Annotated in this window: 18 protein-coding genes, 1 tRNA gene and 3 pseudogenes; 6 read left to right on the forward strand and 16 right to left on the reverse strand. The window is 63.0% G+C overall.

The window, feature by feature from the left end:
• Nucleotides 1-2 precede the first annotated feature (2 nt).
• Genes VC212_RS17215 through VC212_RS17245 form a run of 7 tightly spaced genes read right to left on the reverse strand, consistent with a single transcriptional unit; the run spans nucleotide 3 to nucleotide 7225 of the window.
• On the reverse strand, nucleotides 3-371 hold the full coding sequence (locus VC212_RS17215) for a hypothetical protein (protein ID WP_323526462.1): 369 nt from the start codon (nucleotides 369-371) through the stop codon (nucleotides 3-5).
• The gene (locus VC212_RS17220; RefSeq protein WP_323526463.1) at nucleotides 368-1021 is read right to left on the reverse strand and encodes a hypothetical protein; all 654 of its coding nucleotides are present in this window, start codon (nucleotides 1019-1021) and stop codon (nucleotides 368-370) included. Before VC212_RS17220 ends, VC212_RS17215 begins: the two co-directional genes overlap by 4 nt.
• A gap of 2 nt (nucleotides 1022-1023) precedes the next feature.
• Nucleotides 1024-2721, reverse strand: a complete 1698-nt coding sequence (locus tag VC212_RS17225; protein WP_323526464.1) for a putative porin — start codon at nucleotides 2719-2721, stop codon at nucleotides 1024-1026.
• Between the two features lie 27 nt (nucleotides 2722-2748).
• Entirely contained in the window at nucleotides 2749-3441 is a 693-nt protein-coding gene (locus VC212_RS17230) for a TonB family protein (RefSeq protein WP_323526465.1), read from the reverse strand.
• A gap of 10 nt (nucleotides 3442-3451) precedes the next feature.
• Nucleotides 3452-3856, reverse strand: coding sequence for a biopolymer transporter ExbD (locus VC212_RS17235; RefSeq protein ID WP_115527826.1), 405 nt, complete (start codon nucleotides 3854-3856; stop codon nucleotides 3452-3454).
• Nucleotides 3857-3861: 5 nt separating this feature from the next.
• Nucleotides 3862-5640: a DUF2341 domain-containing protein gene (locus tag VC212_RS17240; RefSeq protein ID WP_323526466.1), complete on the reverse strand. Its 1779-nt coding sequence runs from the start codon at nucleotides 5638-5640 to the stop codon at nucleotides 3862-3864.
• Nucleotides 5641-5674: 34 nt separating this feature from the next.
• Entirely contained in the window at nucleotides 5675-7225 is a 1551-nt protein-coding gene (locus tag VC212_RS17245) for a ShlB/FhaC/HecB family hemolysin secretion/activation protein (RefSeq protein WP_323526467.1), read from the reverse strand.
• 596 nt (nucleotides 7226-7821) lie between these two features.
• Between VC212_RS17245 and VC212_RS17250 the strand changes: the two are divergent.
• Nucleotides 7822-8325 (forward strand): annotated as a pseudogene (locus VC212_RS17250) (integrase core domain-containing protein); the annotation flags it as partial.
• Nucleotides 8326-8569: 244 nt separating this feature from the next.
• Here the strand turns inward: VC212_RS17250 and VC212_RS17255 are convergent.
• Nucleotides 8570-9058: a cysteine hydrolase family protein gene (locus VC212_RS17255; protein WP_323526468.1), complete on the reverse strand. Its 489-nt coding sequence runs from the start codon at nucleotides 9056-9058 to the stop codon at nucleotides 8570-8572.
• 11 nt (nucleotides 9059-9069) lie between these two features.
• Nucleotides 9070-9939, reverse strand: a complete 870-nt coding sequence (locus tag VC212_RS17260) for an MBL fold metallo-hydrolase (RefSeq protein ID WP_323526469.1) — start codon at nucleotides 9937-9939, stop codon at nucleotides 9070-9072.
• A gap of 95 nt (nucleotides 9940-10034) precedes the next feature.
• On the opposite strand from VC212_RS17260, the gene VC212_RS17265 reads away from it, so the two are divergent.
• On the forward strand, nucleotides 10035-11018 hold the full coding sequence (locus VC212_RS17265; RefSeq protein ID WP_323526470.1) for a helix-turn-helix domain-containing protein: 984 nt from the start codon (nucleotides 10035-10037) through the stop codon (nucleotides 11016-11018).
• Nucleotides 11019-11232: 214 nt separating this feature from the next.
• Complete coding sequence (locus VC212_RS17270; protein ID WP_323526471.1) at nucleotides 11233-11364, forward strand: hypothetical protein; 132 nt, start codon at nucleotides 11233-11235, stop codon at nucleotides 11362-11364.
• 149 nt (nucleotides 11365-11513) lie between these two features.
• On the opposite strand, the pseudogene VC212_RS17275 reads toward VC212_RS17270, so the two are convergent.
• A pseudogene (locus VC212_RS17275) lies at nucleotides 11514-11645 on the reverse strand (transposase); the annotation flags it as partial.
• Between the two features lie 70 nt (nucleotides 11646-11715).
• Between VC212_RS17275 and VC212_RS17280 the strand changes: the two are divergent.
• Nucleotides 11716-11867 (forward strand): annotated as a pseudogene (locus VC212_RS17280) (IS3 family transposase); the annotation flags it as partial.
• Nucleotides 11868-11910: 43 nt separating this feature from the next.
• On the opposite strand, the gene VC212_RS17285 reads toward VC212_RS17280, so the two are convergent.
• The 4 genes from VC212_RS17285 to VC212_RS17300 form a co-directional block, all read right to left on the reverse strand.
• Nucleotides 11911-12891, reverse strand: coding sequence for a hypothetical protein (locus tag VC212_RS17285; RefSeq protein WP_323526472.1), 981 nt, complete (start codon nucleotides 12889-12891; stop codon nucleotides 11911-11913).
• A 44-nt stretch (nucleotides 12892-12935) separates the two neighbouring features.
• On the reverse strand, nucleotides 12936-13208 hold the full coding sequence (locus VC212_RS17290) for a hypothetical protein (RefSeq protein WP_323526515.1): 273 nt from the start codon (nucleotides 13206-13208) through the stop codon (nucleotides 12936-12938).
• 8 nt (nucleotides 13209-13216) lie between these two features.
• Entirely contained in the window at nucleotides 13217-14371 is a 1155-nt protein-coding gene (locus VC212_RS17295) for a DUF418 domain-containing protein (protein ID WP_323526511.1), read from the reverse strand.
• Between the two features lie 116 nt (nucleotides 14372-14487).
• Nucleotides 14488-15045, reverse strand: a complete 558-nt coding sequence (locus tag VC212_RS17300) for a TetR/AcrR family transcriptional regulator (protein ID WP_053069772.1) — start codon at nucleotides 15043-15045, stop codon at nucleotides 14488-14490.
• A 588-nt stretch (nucleotides 15046-15633) separates the two neighbouring features.
• On the opposite strand from VC212_RS17300, the gene VC212_RS17305 reads away from it, so the two are divergent.
• Nucleotides 15634-16185 (forward strand): hypothetical protein, encoded by a 552-nt coding sequence (locus VC212_RS17305; protein WP_323526473.1) that lies wholly within the window; start codon nucleotides 15634-15636, stop codon nucleotides 16183-16185.
• Nucleotides 16186-16277: 92 nt separating this feature from the next.
• A tRNA-Ile gene (locus VC212_RS17310) sits at nucleotides 16278-16380 on the forward strand.
• Nucleotides 16381-16383: 3 nt separating this feature from the next.
• Here VC212_RS17310 and VC212_RS17315 read toward each other — a convergent pair.
• Both VC212_RS17315 and VC212_RS17320 read right to left on the reverse strand, forming a co-directional pair.
• Nucleotides 16384-17010, reverse strand: a complete 627-nt coding sequence (locus tag VC212_RS17315; RefSeq protein WP_323526474.1) for an SEC-C domain-containing protein — start codon at nucleotides 17008-17010, stop codon at nucleotides 16384-16386.
• A gap of 45 nt (nucleotides 17011-17055) precedes the next feature.
• Complete coding sequence (locus VC212_RS17320) at nucleotides 17056-18108, reverse strand: DNA-binding protein (protein WP_323526475.1); 1053 nt, start codon at nucleotides 18106-18108, stop codon at nucleotides 17056-17058.
• Nucleotides 18109-18378: the final 270 nt, after the last annotated feature.

Consider the following 18378-nt stretch of genomic DNA (forward strand, 5'->3'; position numbering starts at 1 on the left):
TGTCAGCGCACTGGCGCGAAGAGAGTGGGATAGCGTGGTGGTGCAGGGCGCTGCGGCTGCGCGGACCTGCCGTAGGCCTGCCCGAGCCGCTGACGCAGTGCAGCCGGAGTGGGCTGGCCGAGGTGAATCGGCGACCCTGTCGCCGGGGTGACCGCTGCCTGGGGCGCACCGGTCGCACGCGCCGTCGTCTCACGCAGCAGCTGATTCAGGCACGACAGACGGCCGGTGCTGGTCTGCCCGATCTGCACTTCCACACAAGGCGCTGCCTGCGAATCGGGGTCTGGCGTGACGGCTGCCTGCGATGCAGCGGCAGCCGGAGCGGCTGCGATCACCGTCATCAACACAACGCTGATCCACAAGGAAGGCGTCATGGCGCAGCGGTCGTTGGCGCCGTTGGCAGGGCACCACCATCCAGGCAGGTGCGCAGCTGCGCGTGGCGCGCATCGATCGTGGATTGCAGGGCATGCACCCGGTTTTCACGCGCCACCCGCGACATACCAAACAGCTCGCGCCCGCGTCCCCGCACAAACCGCACGAACGCCGGGTCGCGATACAGCACCGCCAGTTCCTGCGCACTGGCGTAGAACGCATCGCCCTCTGCGTTGCAGCGGCTTAGCCGCTCGCGCGTCTGCGTGCGTTCGGCCAGCAATGCTTGTTGCTGCTGGTGTTGCTGTTGCGCCAGCGCCTGCTGCTGTGCGGCACTGGTCTGTGCACGCTGCGCGCGTTCGGCGGCCAGCGCCTGCCGTTGCTGTTCCAGCTCACGTTGCAGCGCCGCCAGGCGCACGCCGTTTTCCGCCGGCGCTGCCGCCGCAGGGGTAGGCCGCTGCGCGGCGTCGCGCTCACGCTGTGCAGCGGCGGTGGCCAATTGCTGCTGCGCCAGATCGGCTTCCACCTGGCGCAGCCTGGCGCTGGTTTGACGCAAGGCATCGCGCAGACGCGTTTCGGTCTGTGCCTGCGCCCACGCAGGCAGCGCTCCAACCCACAGCACCGTACCAACCAGCAGAAGCAGCCATGCGCGCATACTCAAAACTCCGCGCTCAGGTCCAGCTGCAACACATCCACCGCATACGGTGGGCCGGAGATTTCATTGGCACTGAGCCAGCGCAACGACAGCCAGGTATTGCGGGCCAGGCCATAGGCGCCGCCCAGGATCATGCCGCGCGCATTGGTGCCGCCCATGTGGAAGTCCGAGTCGGCGAATGCATCGGGCACCGCATCCGATTCGAGATAGCGATAACCGATCGACGCATTCCATTGCCCGGCCTCGGTCACGCGTGGCTGGCCGACCAGCAGATTGAGCAGATAACCGTGGTCGCCGCCGTCGAAGGCGCCACCATTGCCAAGGTTGTTGACCGGGCCCAGCGAGCGCACGCGCTCTGCGTGGTAGCGGGTGTTCTTGACCAGGTCCGCTTCGATCAGCAGCTTGACCGGATCAAATTGCGCTAGTTCAAGCTGCGCGTGCAGATTGGCAATGCCGAACTTGCTGGCGTAACCGTAGTACTGCAGCTGCGGGCCGGCCGGATTGGCGGGGTCGGCGACGATGTTGCGAATGGGCACCAGCGTATTGCCGAACTGCTGAAACTGCGGGCGCGAGCCGTCCGTATCGCAGTTGTCATTGGCGGTGGGTGCAAGGCAGGCACCGGAGCGCTTGCCCTCGAACTGGTCGTACTGGAAATAGCTGAAGGCCATGCGCAGTGCGATGTCGTCGTGCATGCGCCACTGCGCGCCCAGTTCGGCGCCATAGAGCCACTTGTCGCGGCTGCGGGTCTTGAGCGTGTTGGTCGAGCCGAAATCCAGGTCGGTGTTGTACACCGGGAACACACCTGCACTGACATACGGTGCGAAGTCATTTTGTGGCGCAAACGCATAGCGGCCGGCGATGCCATCGAAGTTGATGTCTTCGTCGAACACCAGCTCGCTGCTCCAGAACGGATTGGCAAAGCGCCCGAACGACAGGTCGAGATCGCGCATGGGCTGCAGAACCAGCGCGGCACGGTCCAGCCAGATCGGCTCCTTGGCCAGGTTGCCGCCGCCGCCCAGGGTCTGGTTGGTCGACACCGGGCCGCGATCGGCACCGGTGACCAGGCGGATATCGCCGGTGATCCAGTCGGCGATCTGCGCCTGCACGCCGAGCCGCGCACGGATGCGCATGCGGCTGCGATTGCGCGAGGTATTGAGAAACGGCGCGTTGCCGGTGCCGACTACATCGAAGCCGTTACCCGCATTGATCTCGGTGAAGTCGGGGAAGAACCCGTAGTTGTCGTCGGGATAAAAAATGCCTTCACCGCGCAGACGCAGATCGCCATACAGGCGCAGGCGCTGAGTCCATTCCGGCAATGCGCCCGGTGTGGCCCAGCCTTCGCGCTTGGCCTGCGCAGTCACTTCGCTGCGCAGCTCGTCCTTGATCTGCGCGCGCACCGGTTCGGGCACATACGGCACCACGATCGCGCCCGGCTGGGTCTGGTACGGCAAGCCGGCCGGCGGCGGCGTGACATCGGCCGTCATCGAGGTGGCCGCCTCCTGGATCAACGCATCAGCCTGGTCGCGTGTCATCACGCCCTTGGCCACCAGCAGATCGATCAGGCGCAGCGTCACCTGCGGGCTGATGCGCGCAGGATCTACCACGCTGGCGCCTTGCGCCATGCACACGCCGGGAACGGCGATCGCTAGCAGACACAACGCAAGGCGGGTAACGCGACGTGGCGGGAACGGGGCAGTCATGCACGAGCTTCCTGAAAGAGGGGAACGTCAACCGGGTGCGAGCGCGCCAATCCGCAACTGGATGGGCTGCGGGAGATCGGCGGGTGGGGGCTGGGGCAGGGGCTTGTTCTGCAACGCCTGGGCGATGGCCGCGTCCAGTTCGGGCGTGCCTGCAGATGCGATCACGCGGGTGCGCGCAATGCTGCCGTCGCTGTTGAGCCACACCGCCACGGTGGCGCGGTAGCGGCCCTTGCGCGTCTTCTCGTCGCGCTGCAACAGCATCTGCACGGCGCGCTGCACCGATGCCGCATATGCCGCAAACGGGCTACCACTGCCGCCCCCGCCACCGCCAATCCGGGTGCCGCCGCCATTGCCGGCCTGCAGGCCGAACGGGTTGTCGCCTGGTCCGGCGGCGGCGGTCAGCGGATCGCCGGGGGGCGCTTCCGCCGGCTTGGGCGGTGACGGATCCGGCGCGGCCATCGGCTTGTCCAGCATGCGCGGCTGCGGCTTGGGTGGATCCAACTCGGGTTTGGGTGGCGGCGGTGGCGGAGGAGGGGGCGGCAGCGTCACATGGGTGATGCGCGGCGGTGCCGCGCGCGGCGGTGGCGCGGTAGAAGGGCGCAGTGCCAGCGAGACCAGCCACCCCAACAGCGCAAGCACCGCCAGCACGATGGCCAGCTTGCGCCAGCGCCCGACGCCGGTGGTTTCCTGCAACGGCTGTGTGGGGTCCAAGGCATCCATCGCCGCGTGCTCAGCCCGCAGGCTGGCGTTGCGACGCCAGACCGATCGAGCCGATGCCCAGCTTGCTGCACAGATCCAGCACCGCCATGATTTTTTCGTACTGCACGGTGCGGTCGCCGCGCAGCATCACCGGCAGCTCGGCATCGTTGGCCACCGCGTTGCGTAGCTGCTGCTCCAGCTCGTCCATGCTGACCGGCACCGCGTCCAGGCTGACCTGGCCGTTGCTGTCGATCGCAATCACCTTGGTCTTCGGTTCGGACAAGGGCTTGGCCGCGCTGGCCTTCGGCAGGTCCACCTTGATGCCTTGCACCGCGGCGGTCGTCATGATGATGAAGATCACCAACAGCACGTAGGCCAGATCGAGCATCGGCGTGATGTTGATGTCGTCGTACGGCTTACGCCCCTGGACCTTCATCGCGCTCAGCCTCCCTGCACGCGTGCGGGTGCATCGCCGGCGTAATCTTCGGCAATGCGTTTTTCGAGTTCGTCGACGAACACCTGCATGTCCGCCGCGACCGCATCGGCCTGGCTGAGCAGGTAGTTGTAGCCAAACAGGGCAGGGATGGCCACGGCCAACCCTGCCACCGTGGCCAGCAATGCCGCCGCGATACCGGGCGCGATGGCATTGATGTTGACGTCGCCAGCGGCAGCCACCGCAGCAAAGGTAATCATCACCCCCACCACGGTGCCCAGCAGACCGAGAAACGGGCCGCCGGAAATGGCGATGGTCAGCAACACCATGCCTTTGTGGATGCGTTGTCCTTCGCGCACCACTGCGGCATCCAGTGCCGAGCGAATGGCCGCAATCGACTGTGTGCGCACCACCGAGGTACCGCTGGCGGCAAGACGCCCGCGCAGCTCTTCCAATCCGATATTCAATAGCCGCGCCAGATTGGATCGAGCGCCATTCAACGGGCCGCTTGCATGTAGCTGTTGCCAGCTAGGCGCATGCAACGGATGCTGCGCCACCTGCTGCCGGAACGCGCCTAAAAAGCGTGCATTCGCAGAGGCAGTGGCATTGAGGTACAGCCCCTTGCGCACCATCACCCACCAGCTGATCAACGCCATGACACCCAGAATGCAGATCACCGCCCAGGCATCGGGTGTCAGCGCATTGAGCAGGATGCCGAAGTAGCCATGTCCGCCTTCACCGGCGCGCTGCTCCACCGGCTCGAACGTCAACAGACGCGCATCCACGCCCTGGCTGCGTGCTGCCGCCTCGATTGCGCCGACAGGGCGCGCAACCTTGCTCAGTTCGACCTCGTCCAGCAAACCGATGAAGTTGGGCCGCGTCGTGCCCGGCTCTCCTCCGAGCATCAGCCCGGCGGTCGCCGCCGGAACCGTCGCCGCGGTTTCGCCCACGTTCTTCCCATTGAGGTACAGCGCCAGTTGCTTGCCATCGGCACGCACCGCCAGATGCGACCATGCATCGCCCACCAACGGCGCGGCGCTTGCCAGCCGTGCGCCGCTGCGCGACTCCACCACCACGGTGCCTTTTTCCAGCAGCACGTTCAGTGCACCCGGCAGCGCCAGCAGCACCCCGGACGCGTCAGGCGTGGCCGGCTTGATCCAGGCAGAGAACGTGAATGCAGCGTTGGCAGGCAACGTCAGCGATGCGGAGGCCGGCGCCGACACCGGAGCGGTGCCATCCAGGCGCAGGCCAGAGCCGATGAGCGCCGTGTCGGCCAGTGCCAACGGTGCAGCAATGTTGTTGGCATAAGCGGTGGTGTCCTGGCCGGCGCCTTGCGCATCGGCAAAGTGGTACACCGCCAGGGTGTCGGCGTCGTAAGACTTCTTTGCATCCGCGCCGGTACTCGCCTCTGGATTGCCGAAATACACAAACAGCGGCGTCATCGCATTGGCGGGCAGGGCAGGCAGGTCCACCCATGCCAGCGCAACCTGATCGACCAGGCCATCGTATTTCTCGAAGTGGTATTTCAGTGGCGTGCGGTCATCGCCTGCAATAAACCGGATATCGCTGCCGTCCGGCTTGGCATCGGTGAAATTGAAATTTCCCGAATGCAGCCGTACCAGCACCTGCACGCGTCCAGGTGCCTGCTCGACCGCCGCGCCGGTCGATGTGGTGTTGAGCGAAACCTTGGCGCGGTAACTCCATTTCGCGTCCCACCACGTTTCCGACATGGCAGGCAGTGCCGCCAACATCAAACCGACGAATACATACAGCCGTAATCTGCTCACGCGTTACCCCACTGAAAAGTTGATTGCGTCCGGCTTAAAACTCGCCCCAGAGCCGAAACAGCACATTGAGATCGTCCGGCTTGCGTCCATCCGGGCGCGACAGCGGCGCGGCGAGATCCACCGCGCCGTTGAGATGCGACACGGCCTTGAAGGTGAATCCCAAACCAGCGCTGATCAGGGTTTCGCTAACCCGTTGCTCAGGCAGCGGATCGCGGATGCGTGCGTAGCCCCCATCGACGAACGCATACACGCGTGCCTCCTGCACTAGCTTTGCTGCAGCCGATGCGAACGAGGGGCTGCGCAGCTCCAACTGGCCGATTGCGCCAAAGTCGCCCAAGGCCTGGCTCTCGTCGTAGCCGCGCACGCTGTCAAGGCCGCCCAGGCTGAATTGCTCGTTGCTGATCAATGGTTCTGCCGCGAGCTGCGTCTGCACATGCGCGTAGAGCTGAATGTCTTCGCCCAGCGTCCGGGTCTGCGACCCATCTGCCCGCAGGTGCATGAAGTTTGGGCGTGCGCGGTAGCGCTTGGCATCGAACTGGCGGGCATCGTCGCCCACCCCGCGGAGATTGGCGGTGGCGGTGAAGGTCAGCGCACTGGTGCTGCGCGCGTTCACCCAGCTCGCGTTGTAGGCTGCGCTCAACGGCGCATACCGGATCGGTGCCGAGCTACGGTCGCTGCCGAACACCGTGTCTTCCTTGAAGTCCTTGTAGTCCACTCCCAGGCTCAACGAATGGAAGAATCCAGTGCCATTGGGGAGCGCGCGGATCAGGCGTAACCCGGACAGCGACCCGTTGCCGATCACGTTGTAGCTGTTGATCGCGGCCACCTCACTATCGCTGCGTACGCTGTAGCCCAGCAACGAGAACGGCGAGTCTGAAAAGCGCGCCAGATAAGAGGCGGAATACACCCGCGCATCGTCAGGATTCTGGGGCGCGGTCTGCGCAGAAACATTCAGGCTATGACCGCGCTGCCACAAATTATCGTAGTGCACTGCCGCACTGAGCCGCAGTTCAGAGGTGTTGGCACTCTTGCGGTTATTGAGTTCAAGCGAACCGTGCAGCGGCAATGCGTCGTCGACAGCCAGATCCACATCAACCGTATTCGGCTGCGCACCCGCCTGGACCTGTGGCGTCACACGCCGGTCGGGCAACTGATTCAACGCGACGATATCGCGCTGCACGTCCTTGAAGTTGGGCACGCTGCCTTCGGCCAGCGATGGCGCACCACGGATGACGTCGTCCGGCGAATAGTAGTCCGCGCCCACTACACGCACCCGCCCGACGCGTTGCTCGGTGACCTGCAACGTGACCAAACCGCTGGCCGCATCCTGCTCGGGAACGCTGACCGCCACCGTTGCCAGTCCTGCGGCCTCATAAACGCCTTGGAGTGCAACACGCGCCTGTTCGACGTCGGCGGCGGTGCGCTGTGGACCCAAAAACGGATAGACCGCACGCTCGACTTGCACGTTCTGTAACTGAGTATTGCCTACAACCTGGTAAGCCAGGATGTCGAAATGCGCATCTTCCACCGGCTCCATGGCAGTAGCGTCCGGTGCGCTGACAGCCAGCACACTGAGCATCGCCATACCTCGCAAGTCCATATGAAAGGCGCCCCCAAGATGCGGCGAGGACCTCGCCGCTGGTGCGACCTTAAGCGCGGCAAATGACGATTTTGAAATGCTTTTATGACGGCGCTGTATTGCTGCGTTGACGCTGGCAACGAATCAAGCAAGCGCTAGCAATGCTCTCTGTAAGCAGCGTCTACTCGTCAACCGGCGTGTGGACGCTTGAGCGACAGACTGCTCTTGCCCGAAAGTTGGGGCGCGTGACATAGAGGTTTTTGTACGGATGGAGCGCGAGGATGATGAGGATTGAAACGAACAGCTACTGATCTAGTCGCTTCGCTTAGTGCTTCGTTTGACAGAGTGAAGCGCGAGCATGCAAATGGTAGGGCAGGGCAGCAAGAAGTAGATTATGGATTGCCATAGGTTTCACTGAATTTGGCTTTCATGGCGCTGCCAAATCGACATGTATGGACATACCGACACGTCAACTACAGTTGTCATCATAGTCGTGCCTTTTGCATTTCAAAGATCAAAGTTGGTTGTTCTAGACTGCTAACTTGCAAACACCAAGCTAGAGAATAAAGATATCGCAGAAGTAAAAAATCAAGCCATATCGGCGGCCAGCGCAGGCCAACCAGGTATGACCGATTGACTTCGTGTTCGATCGCACTGCCGAGGGTCGGGTGATCAAGTGTCTGGGGATCGTGGACGACGCGACACACGAAACAGTGGTCATCGAGGTGGAGCACGCAATTTCGGGCCGTGGCGTGACGCGTGCGCTGAACCGGCTGGCGCACGGTCGTGGTCATTCGTACCGACAACGGCAAGGAGTTTTGCGGCAAGGCCATGGTCGTCTGGGCGCATGCCTGTGGCGTGCAGTTGCGACTGATCCAGCCAGACAAACCGAACCAGAACGCCTACGTCGAATCCTTCAAACGCCGGCTACGCGACGAATGCCTCAACGAACAACCGTTCCCAACACTGCTGCATGCGCGCACCGAGATCAAACGCTGGCGATGCGAATACAACGAGCAACGACCCAAGAAGGCAATCGGCGGCATGACGCCGGCCGCTATGCCCAACATTTAGCAAACACCGATATCATCAACTCCAGACTCTAAACCCGACCACTACTCAGGGCGAGGCACGTCGTCGGTGGGTCACTGGAGGTCGCTGAACAATTGTGTTTCAGCGACACACCCAACTTCATCAGGTTGTTCCAGCGCGAGGTGGGCCGTACACCTGCAACGTTCCGTCAACGTCAGGCGCATGCGCGGGTTGCGTAGAGGCTGCAGAGGCGTCACTGCAGTGCTCGCATGCTCGCTACTGCTAGGCGCCTGCCTTCCACAGGCGCCCCGGCACACCTCAGACTACGTTGCAGCGCCCGGCCAGTCCGGAGAGCGCGATACCGCTGATCACCGCGGTCGGCGCAGCGCAGCCCGCGCCGATGATCGTGACGTCAAAGCCCGCTGCGTCCGGCGACAGTGCCGTATGCGTGATGCAGTGCTGGGTCATCATCCCTACCAGTCGAATGGCCGAGACATCCCGGGCCGCGAGTGTTGCGCCCAGCGTAGTGCCAAGGAAGCTGTCGGCTTGATGCTTTTCGATCACCGGGCAGCCCTCCAGCGCCTCCGCAATGGCGGGATGCAGCTCGGCACCTTGGGTGTCTCTCGCCATGAATGGACTATCGCTAGGCGCGATGTGCTGGATCCCCACGACTACGTCACCAGCCTGTTTGGCCTTCGCGACTGCGTCTAGCGCTGCGATCAGGGCCTGTTCGCTGTTTTCCAGCGTGAAGCGGCCGCCCGCGAAGTAGTCGTTCTGGATATCGACAACGATCAGTGCAATGTTCATGTTGTACTCGTTCAAAAGTTGAGGGTTTCGCCATCTTCAGGGATCAGCACGCTGTCCTGGATGGCTTTCTCACTTACGTAGCGGCGCAGGTCTGCGCGGGAGACGGTCATGTGATTCACCGCATCCATATGGACGGCGACGATCTTCGCCTTCGGCGCCAGCGCATGGACACGCGAGGTGTCAGCCACGCCCATGATGATGCCGGCATCAAAGCCCTTGATCCGCGCATCGCCCGTGTTGAGCACGATGACATCCGGGGTATAGCGCTTGATCGCGTCCTGTACGTCGTCGGTCCACACGGTATCGCCGGCGAGGTAGATGGTCGGCTCACCGGCCTTCTCGAACACAAAGCCGGTCACGCTGCCGAGCAGCTTTGCTAGCGGCTCCACCTGGAACATGGCTGCCGTGCCGTGTTGGTCGGCGATGCGCGAAATTTTTACCCCGCCAAAGGTGGCGTGCGCAGGGAGGATACGGACATCAGCGAACCCTTTGCCGCGCAGCAGGGCGGCGTCCGCCTCATGCTGGACGAACATCGGCATCTGCCGTGGGATCAGCGTTTCGGCGGCGGGGTCCCAGTGATCAAGATGGGTGTGGGTCAGCAGGACGGCATCCACATCTTTGAGCACCTGGCCCACATCGAAGGGGAGGTCGACGGTTGGATTGCGCAGTTCGCTGCGATAAGTGTCCGGGAAGCCGGGATAGGCGCCCTTGGCCGCCAGCATCGGGTCCACCAGCAGCACGGTGTCGCCATAGGTGATCTTGGCCGTGGCATTGCGGATCTGCTGGATCGAGGTGGTAGGGGATGCCGGGACTGCCGCGTTTGCGCTGGTCTGGATACCCAGAGCCAACACCGTGGCAAGTGCAAGGGACGGGAGTTTCATGTGGTTCTCTCAAGGTGAGCGGATGGCGCCCAGATTGAGGCGGACGCGAAGCTGTGTATAGTGGCCCGAAAGACCAACATAGATGATATCGGGCCATGGCCAGCCACTGTTCATCCCAGCAACGTAGCGGGCCCATCCGCGTCGTCGTGGTAGCGCCCGAAGGCGTCAGCACCTTCCAACTGTCGGTCCCGCTGACGATCTTCGACGTGCATGCAGATGACCCGCCGCTGTTCCAGCTGCGGATTGCCGCGGAGCGGAGAGGGGTCACGTTATCGGGTGGGCAGGTGGCGGTGATACCTCACGGCGGACTGGAACTGCTTGACCAGGCCGAGGTGGTGATCATCCCCGGCTGGGCCGATCTGGATCACGCACCGAGTGCCGCGCTGAGCGCCAAGCTGATCGCGGCCCACCAGCGTGGCACCCACGTCGTTGGCCTGTGTTATGGCGCCTATGCGCTTGCTTACGCAGGCTTGCTTGACGGACATGCCGCGTCAACGCACTGGCTCGCCGAAGCGGATTTCCACGCGCGCTTTCCGGCAGTCACGCTCGACATGAATGCCCTGTACGTCGACGAAGACCGTATTGTGACGTCGGCAGGCAGCGGGGCGGCATTGGATTGCTGCATGTATCTGGTCAGGAAGCTCTGCGGTGCGCGCGAGGCAAACCGTATCGCCCGCATGATGGTCCTGCCGCCGCACCGCGAAGGCGGCCAATCCCAATACATCGACCAGCCGATACCAGCCTCGCCGCAGGATGCACTGCTCAGCCGATTGTTGGACTACATGCGCGAAAACCTGCAGCGCGATCATTCGCTGGATGAACTCGCCGAACGTGTCGCCATGAGCCGGAGATCGTTTACCCGTCGCTTCCTCAAGACGACCGGCATGACGGTCGGCAGCTGGCTGGATGCCGAACGCCTGCGCAGGGCGAAGGATCTGCTCGAGTCCACCTCGCTGTCCATCGATCAGGTGGCGGAACGATCGGGGTACCGCACGGCCGTATCGTTCCGCCAAAGCTTCAACCGGGCATTCCAGGTGAGCCCGCGCGACTGGCGGCGCGCGTTCTCGCTGGACGGGTAGCGAGCGGGGGAGGCGAACCGTCAACTAGTAGACCTGAGCTGAAATGTCACGCTCAAGCCACTAAGGGGCTCGCATGTCTATGCGCGAAGACCTCACCGTACTGCTGCAGACGCTGGTGTCGAACGGATCAAGCGCTTCAGTCGTCTCGAGGCATAGGGGGCAGTAATGCGCATGCGCCACGCCGCTGGCAGGTGCGTTCTATGCGTTCGAGATTATGATCGGCGCATTTACGCTCGCTACCTTGGCGTTCGTCGCTATCGCAGCGCTTGCAGGCACCTTCGCTGCCGACCAGACGGGCATCCAGTCACATCTTCTGCAGCGGCATCCGTACTCGACGTCTCAGTAATCGGCTTTGCGCTTTAGGGACTGCTTGGATCTGTATGTGCACTGATTGGTATCGGGATTGTGCATAGAAGCGGTGCCCGGCTTCTGTAAGCGAAAGTCTGCACGTGCTGACTCGCCCAACGGTGAGCGCGCCAGGTTTGCCAAACTTGTGCGCAGCCAGGCGTAGACGCTGCGCGTGGTGACACCCAGTCGCTCGGCGACTTCTGCCACCTTGAATCCACGATCGGACACTTGCCGGACCGCTTCGATCTTGAACTCATCCGTATACCGCTTGCTGCTCATGGACACCGCCGAATCAGCCATTTTCCATGGCCTTGAGATGTCTAGGAAACCCTGGGCGTATCAGATGAAGGTGGACAAGGGGAGTAAGTTTTTGCCGGCAGAGCGATGGATAGGTGGGCGTATGAAAACGGAGTGGAGCTGGACCTCTTCTGGCGTGGCACAGCCACTGATAACGCCTTGGTGAAAAGCTTCAACGGACGGGGTAGGTCAGATGCTTTAAATGACAGCCACGCGTTTTCAAAGTTCATAACACGCCTCAAGACGGCTATGGAAATTCTTTGCGCTGCATAAGCATTGCGTAGACTCGGATTACAGGGGTGGTGCTAGCTGGCAAATGGCGCAGCCTCAGCTCTCGGTCATGCCAACGCATTGACTGATCCGCAACGCGTTTGAGATCGCCGAACCAGACGTCATGGTCGCGCTGGTAGTGCGCTCCGTCGAGTAGTCCATCGAGTAACGCAAAGCCACGCTCACGCGTGCCCCCGGCGGGTGCGTACTCAAGGTATCTGAGAGTCTCTATCAGTTGTGCACGTTGTATACGGCCGGTGCCATCGGAGGCCGCCGCCTCGCGCAGCGGGCCGGTCTCGATTTGATCAAGGAATTCCTTGGAAGCAGCGGCTAGCGCGGTGTCACGTAGTGGTTCCTGCCCGACATACCCGAGCAGCTGGGTCCGGACGTTATAACCCGCTTGCCGGATGAGAGACACCGCTGCATCCACTTCCGGCTCTTTCGATGGAGCTGGAGATGCGGGCTCGCTTATCCGATCATTGGGTAGCTCCGCGACGAAACGCTGTTCAAGCAGCCGATGATTGCCAGCCAGGCTCGCAGCACAACGAGGGGCCGACAAGTGCGCCTCAACATAGTCGCGATAGCTTGACCGCAGCTGCGAGTGGACACCAGGGATGCTTTCAACGCGTTGAAGAGCCAGTTGGATGTCCGACGCGACGCTCAGCTCGGTTGCAGTGAAACTGGCGTCATCGCCCCGCGCGCGTACCAGCATCTTCGTCAGGCGCTGCGCAATCGCGGCTTCAGTCGCCGTGGATCTCAGAGGTAATGCAATCACGGACTTTATCGCAGGCGCGATTTCAGCTTCGCTCCGGGCGCGATCAACCTGCCCAAGGAGCAGATCGGCGCTCTGGGAGGCATCGTTGACAGAGAGTGTCGGGAGGAGCGTGTAGATCGGCGTCGGGTCGTCTACATAGTCGCTCTCGCAGTTGGCAACAGCAGGCCTGGGCAACCCCGGCAACTCAGCGCCATTAGGGCGGGCAGGGCGATGCCCTGGCGACCGCCCTAGGTGATAAAGCCCGAGCGCAGGCTGTGACCGCCAAAGTCCCCGTTTAACCCCGCCTGCAAAGCGTCTTCGCCAATGCAGCGCAGGTCCTGGCAGTCAGCCGCCGCGATCTCGCTGCGTCGGCGCCCGCCACTGGCAAAACCAAACAACAGCAGTGCCTTGGTCTTGTCGACGCCGGCGGCCGCAGCGACGCGCTCATGGCGCTGAATCTGCCCGCACACCACCACGCCGACAGGCGCAAAAAACACGGCGCTAATGCCGCGACGCGGCATCACCCACGCTACCGGCTTCGGGCCTGTTCAGCCTCAGCCCCGGCCGCTGCGAGCGCCGGTGGGCGCTGGCGAATGCCGCCGTAGCTCAATCGCCGCCACAGCCACTCCACCGGGCCGATGCTGAAGCGCGCCAACCACCAGCGGCTGCTGATCACCTGCATAGCGAACAGCAGCACGCCCAGCGCCAGCGCCAGGTCGAGCGGCATCCGCCCGTACTGGCCCAGACCGAAGCCGTAGAAGATCCATGTGCAGACCAGCGACTGCAGCAGGTATTGGGTCAGCGCCATGCGACCGAGCGGCGCGAACACACCCAGCCACACGCGCCAGCGTGATCGCTGCAGCAGCAACAGGATGCCGGCCGCATAGCCCAGGGTCAGCGCGAACTTGGCGAAGAAGAAGGTCGCCTTAATCAAGACACGCAGCGGCTGCAGCGCAAGCTGATTCACCCAGGCATGCAGCGCCTCCTGCGGCACTGCGTTGGCCACCAGCCCGAAGCTGAAGCAGAGCACGAAGACCTGCCGCAGCCGGCGCCGATGCGCGTCCGGCGCCGAAAGCCATCCGCTCTTCCAGGCCGCAACGCCGACGATGAAGAACGGCGCCAGGATGACGAAGCGATTGGCGATACGCATCGGGCCGACCACATGCAGCGTTTCCCACCATCGGTATTGCAGGGCGTCGAGCCACCCACCTTGCCCGTAGTGCTGGAGACCAAGGGTGTAGGTTTGCGCCGGCGGCAGATCCGTTGCAAGCGCCTGCATCGGACCGGCAATCACCGCCGAGACGATCAGCACAACCGGGATCGTCCACAACACCCGGCCGGCCGACAGCCGCAGGAAGGGCAGAACCATCAAGCTGATCAGTGCGTAGTCGAGCAGGATGTCGACGTTCCACAACAAGAACGTGTGCACGCTGCCCAGCAGGGCGAGCACCGCGCTGCGACGCAGCGCAAACGGCCAGCGCGACTGACCATTTTCGGACGCACGATCGGCTTGGATGGCGAGACCAGCACCGAACAGGATCGACAGCAGCGCCGCCGCCTTGTTCTCCAACAGCACCCTAACGAGGTCGCCGGCCAAGCCACCGAAGTCTCCCAGCGGATAGGCGACCCCGGCTTCCCGCGCCAAATCGGCACCGCAGAAGTAACCGATATTGACCAGCAGCACGCCGAACAAGGCCAGACCGCGCAGCACATCCAACTGCAACAACCGTTCGCCGCGAGCGACCGGGTCTTGCGACGCAACTTCCGCAGACATAACTACTCTCTCAGTAAGACACTGACTCAGTTCGCCGGCGCGATGCCGAGCACCCGCGCCGCCATGTTTTTTGCCCGCGTGGCGGGGGTCGGATTTCCTTCGCGAACCGCGGTGACCACGGCCCCGTCGAACAGCAGCATGAGATCGCCGGCTGCGCTTTCGTCCAGCCCGGCCGCTCGCAACAAACGGGCGAAGTAGGCCTCGAAGCGGTGCTTGTGCGCAGCCGCAGCCCGATGCAGTGCGTGGCTGGGCGGCGGCGTCTCGGCGATGGTGTTGAGGAAGGCGCAACCGCGGTAGTCGGGGCTGGCCAGGCGCATCGCCAAGGCGTCGAACACTGCCAGCGGCCGCAGATTTGCATCGGGCGCCAAGCGCTCGACCTCCTGCTCGAACCAGGCGCAGAGTCGTTCGTCGCGCCGCTCCAGCACTGCCAACGCCAGACCTTCCTTCGACCGAAAGTGCCGATAGAAGCTCATGCGGGCGACTTCCGCGGTGCTGATGATGGCGTCCACGCCGACCGCCTGAATCCCCTGCCGATAGAAGAGATTGGTAGCGACATCAAGGATGCGCTCGCGAACCTTGCTCATGATCACTCCGGCGGTGGATTCGCCGCGGATGATATAGACCGATCTGTATCATTTCAAGTAGAGCGCAGACCCACGACATCGCCGGGAGCAGACGTGGCATCGCGTTTGGCTTGGCTGGCCCGGCGCCTGAACTCAGGCGGGTGCCATGCTGGCGGCAAAGGTCCAGGCCTTGGCGTGGATCGTGCTGATCCTAGCCATCACGGAGTACGCGAGGCCGGGCCAAACGTTTGATCGGAGTGCAGTGGCCGGAAGGGATGCTCAGGGTTGCGAAGCGATCAGTAGGAACCTCCTGAAGTTCCCTCTTTCGGGCGAGGTCTCGCAGCACTTTCTGAACTTCTTCTTCTGGCCACTCCTCGACCTTGCCGGTCGAGGAGTGGCCTCTTGGGCTTAGACATCCGTTTGCTCGGCGATCTCTGGGGCGTCGTCGACCTCGATGCCTAGGTAGCGCACGGTGCTTTCTGAGGGTTGGCAGGGAATCGTTACAAACACGGCCAGATCTTCGCTAACCGGTTGATGGACAGGTGAAATTCCGCCCTCGGCCGCACTTCTGGGCCCGGCCCTCCCCGGAAGCTGTGGCACCATTCAACCATGGCCACCACCTACTATTTTTTAGACACCGAGTGGGCCGATGTAACCGGCAGCGAGCTGGTGAGCCTGGCGCTCGTGAACGAGGACGGTGATCGCCACTTTTATGCCGAGCGAGCCGATCTGCCCGAAAGCCCTACCGATTTCGTTCGTCAAAGCGTCTACCCGCTGCTAGACCGCGGCAGCGCGGCCCTGCCGGATGCCGCCCTGACGACCGAACTGCGCGCCTTCCTCAGCGAGGCCGACGCGCCGGCTGTGATGGCGGATTTCCCGAACGACCTTCAGCTGCTGAGGTATGCCTTGGATGGGTTTGAGCTCCCTGATGACCAGGTTGCTGCGTGCGGCCCCCGGCCGGCCCCAGTGATGACGCGCATGTCCAAGGAAGGCCTTCCGGGATTGCTGGTGGAAGATTGGTTCGCGGCCCATCCGGAACATAGGGCCAGGCGCCACCATGCCTTGGTGGATGCGCAGGCCTTGCGGATGGCTTGGCTGGTGGCGACCGACCGCATCCCTGCTCCGGCGTGGGCCCACTCCTACCGTCGCGCCCGGGCATAGCGCCATGGCGTCCATCCCCGGTATGCTTGCCCCATGAACCGCCTGAGCCAGCTCGACCCTCGAATACCGGCGTGATCGCATCGATCGATCACGCCCCTGTTGCTCATGTTGGTCAGAGCGCCGGCCTTATACCCCGGTGAGAGCACGCGCCAGATAAGCGCGTACACGTCGGTTCGATTCCGACCAGGGGCACCACCGTCAACGACGGAAGAACCGCTCCACTTGCGCGCCATGGCAGCGCTTGTACTTGCTGCCGCTGCCACACAGGCACGGCGTATGTTCGCGCAGTCCCGCACCGAGTGACTGACCCAGAAAGTCTCTGGCCTGCAGAAGAGGCTGGATTTCATTGGCCGGAACGCTCACTTCGCCATACTGAGATGCGCGCTCGCCACGGTTCATCACCCGTACGATCGCTTCGGACATCTGGATGAAGTGCTTGATCAGCAGGTCATCGCGTAATGGCATGCGGACGTTGTCGATGGCCAGGCCCTCGTAGCGTCTTCGCGGATCCGGCACAAAGAGAATGCGTGTCTCACCTTCAGGCTTTGGCGTGATGTCGACCATTTCCCCTGCGGGACTGACCCACACGGCATGGAATTCTGCCTCAACCAGCACGTGCGGCCATTCCCACAGCTGCCACCCGCACAGCATCTGACCACCGTCGCGCGCGACCTTGGCCTGCACGTTGGGAAAGCACTCGTGCACGATCGCGTCGGCTTCCGGCTGTACATCGAGATACACCGGTTCTGCGCCGCGCACGACCGAATCGGTTAAGCGCCGCACCGCACGGGTGATTTCAGGGGGCGTGGTGGTGACTACGCTCATGGCAAAGCTCCTTGCGATCGTTGCGCCGGGTGTTCTCTTCGCAGGCTATGGCGCCGGCGTCTCTTCCGATGAGATCCGCTTGGCGCCTTTGCCGCCGGCACTGGCCGGCTGTAGTTGGGCCAACAGCGGCTCCAAGGTGCTCAGGCGCACGGTGGCGCGCAGCGTTTCCGCCTCGGCCTGCTCGCGTCGTTCGCGCTCCTGGGCCAGCTCGGTTCTGGCTTGTGCGAGGTCTTGCCGAGCGGTGTCCAAACTCTGAGCGTCTTGGCCCCAGCGCACCTGCAGCGCCTGGTGTTCGGCCGCCGTCAGGCGCAGCGTATCGAGCTCGCCCTGTTGCGTCTGGATGGTCTGACGCAGCTGCGCCACCTCCTTTTCCAGTCGAGTATGACGCTCAAGCCACTGGCCGTTTTCCCGGTTGAGCTGCACAAGATCATGGTTCTTGGCGGTCAATGCCTCGTTGGCCTGGCGCAGGCCGACCTGTAGTTCCTGCACTTGGTGCTCGTGCCGGCGTTGCTCCTGCTCGCGCTGGTCTTTGACCGATGTGCGGTAGTGCTCAAGGGCTTCCCTGGCATGCTCATGCTTCTGCTCCAGGGAGCGCGCGTGGCTTTCGTGCTCTGCCAGCCGCGCCGTGAGGCCGGCAATGCGCTCCTCCAGCTGGGCCAGTTCGGTGGTGCGGCTGGCCACTTCGCCCCTGGCCACTTCACTCGCCTGGCGTTCTGTCTGTAGCAGCGTCTCGGTGCGCTGAAGCTGCGCGCTGAGATTGCCGGTCTCCTGCCGGGCCTGCTCCAAGGCTTGGGTGCGCTCGTGCAGCTCGGCCTGGAACCGCTCTTGCGCTTGAGCGACCACGGTTTCGGCCTCGGCATGCAGCCGCTCGGCCAGACGAGCCACCAGGTCCTGCAGGGCGTCGCTGACGGCAATCTTGGCGCCTACGCCTTGCCCGTCCTCCTCTTCCAGCTCCTTCAGGTAGCGGTGGATGGTGGTTTTGGACCCCGTGTTGCCCAGCGCCACGCGGACGGCGTCTACCGAGGGGTTCTTGCCTTCGGCCCGGAGGCTGTCCCGGGCACGTTGCACATCGCTTTTGTACAAGCCAGACCGAGCCATGCGTCCTCTCCGGTTATTTCGTAATGTATTACATACCATGTAATTACGTACTACTCAACGCCAAAGAAGGCCGAGCCAGCGACCAAAACATCAAGCGGGATAATATTGAATTATCCCGCGTGACAGGCGTTTCCGCCATTTCGAGCCGTCAAAGCAGTACGAAACCGCCCAAGGCCGGCGATCGCTGGGTAGTATGGCCCAGAGCGGAAAGGAGACCAGCCAGGGTGCGGCCAGGCTCCGCCACCGAGCCCGTTGGTCATCAAAGGACTG

The sequence above is a fragment of the Xanthomonas sp. WHRI 8932A genome (genome assembly GCF_035012785.1).
Lineage (GTDB): Bacteria > Pseudomonadota > Gammaproteobacteria > Xanthomonadales > Xanthomonadaceae > Xanthomonas.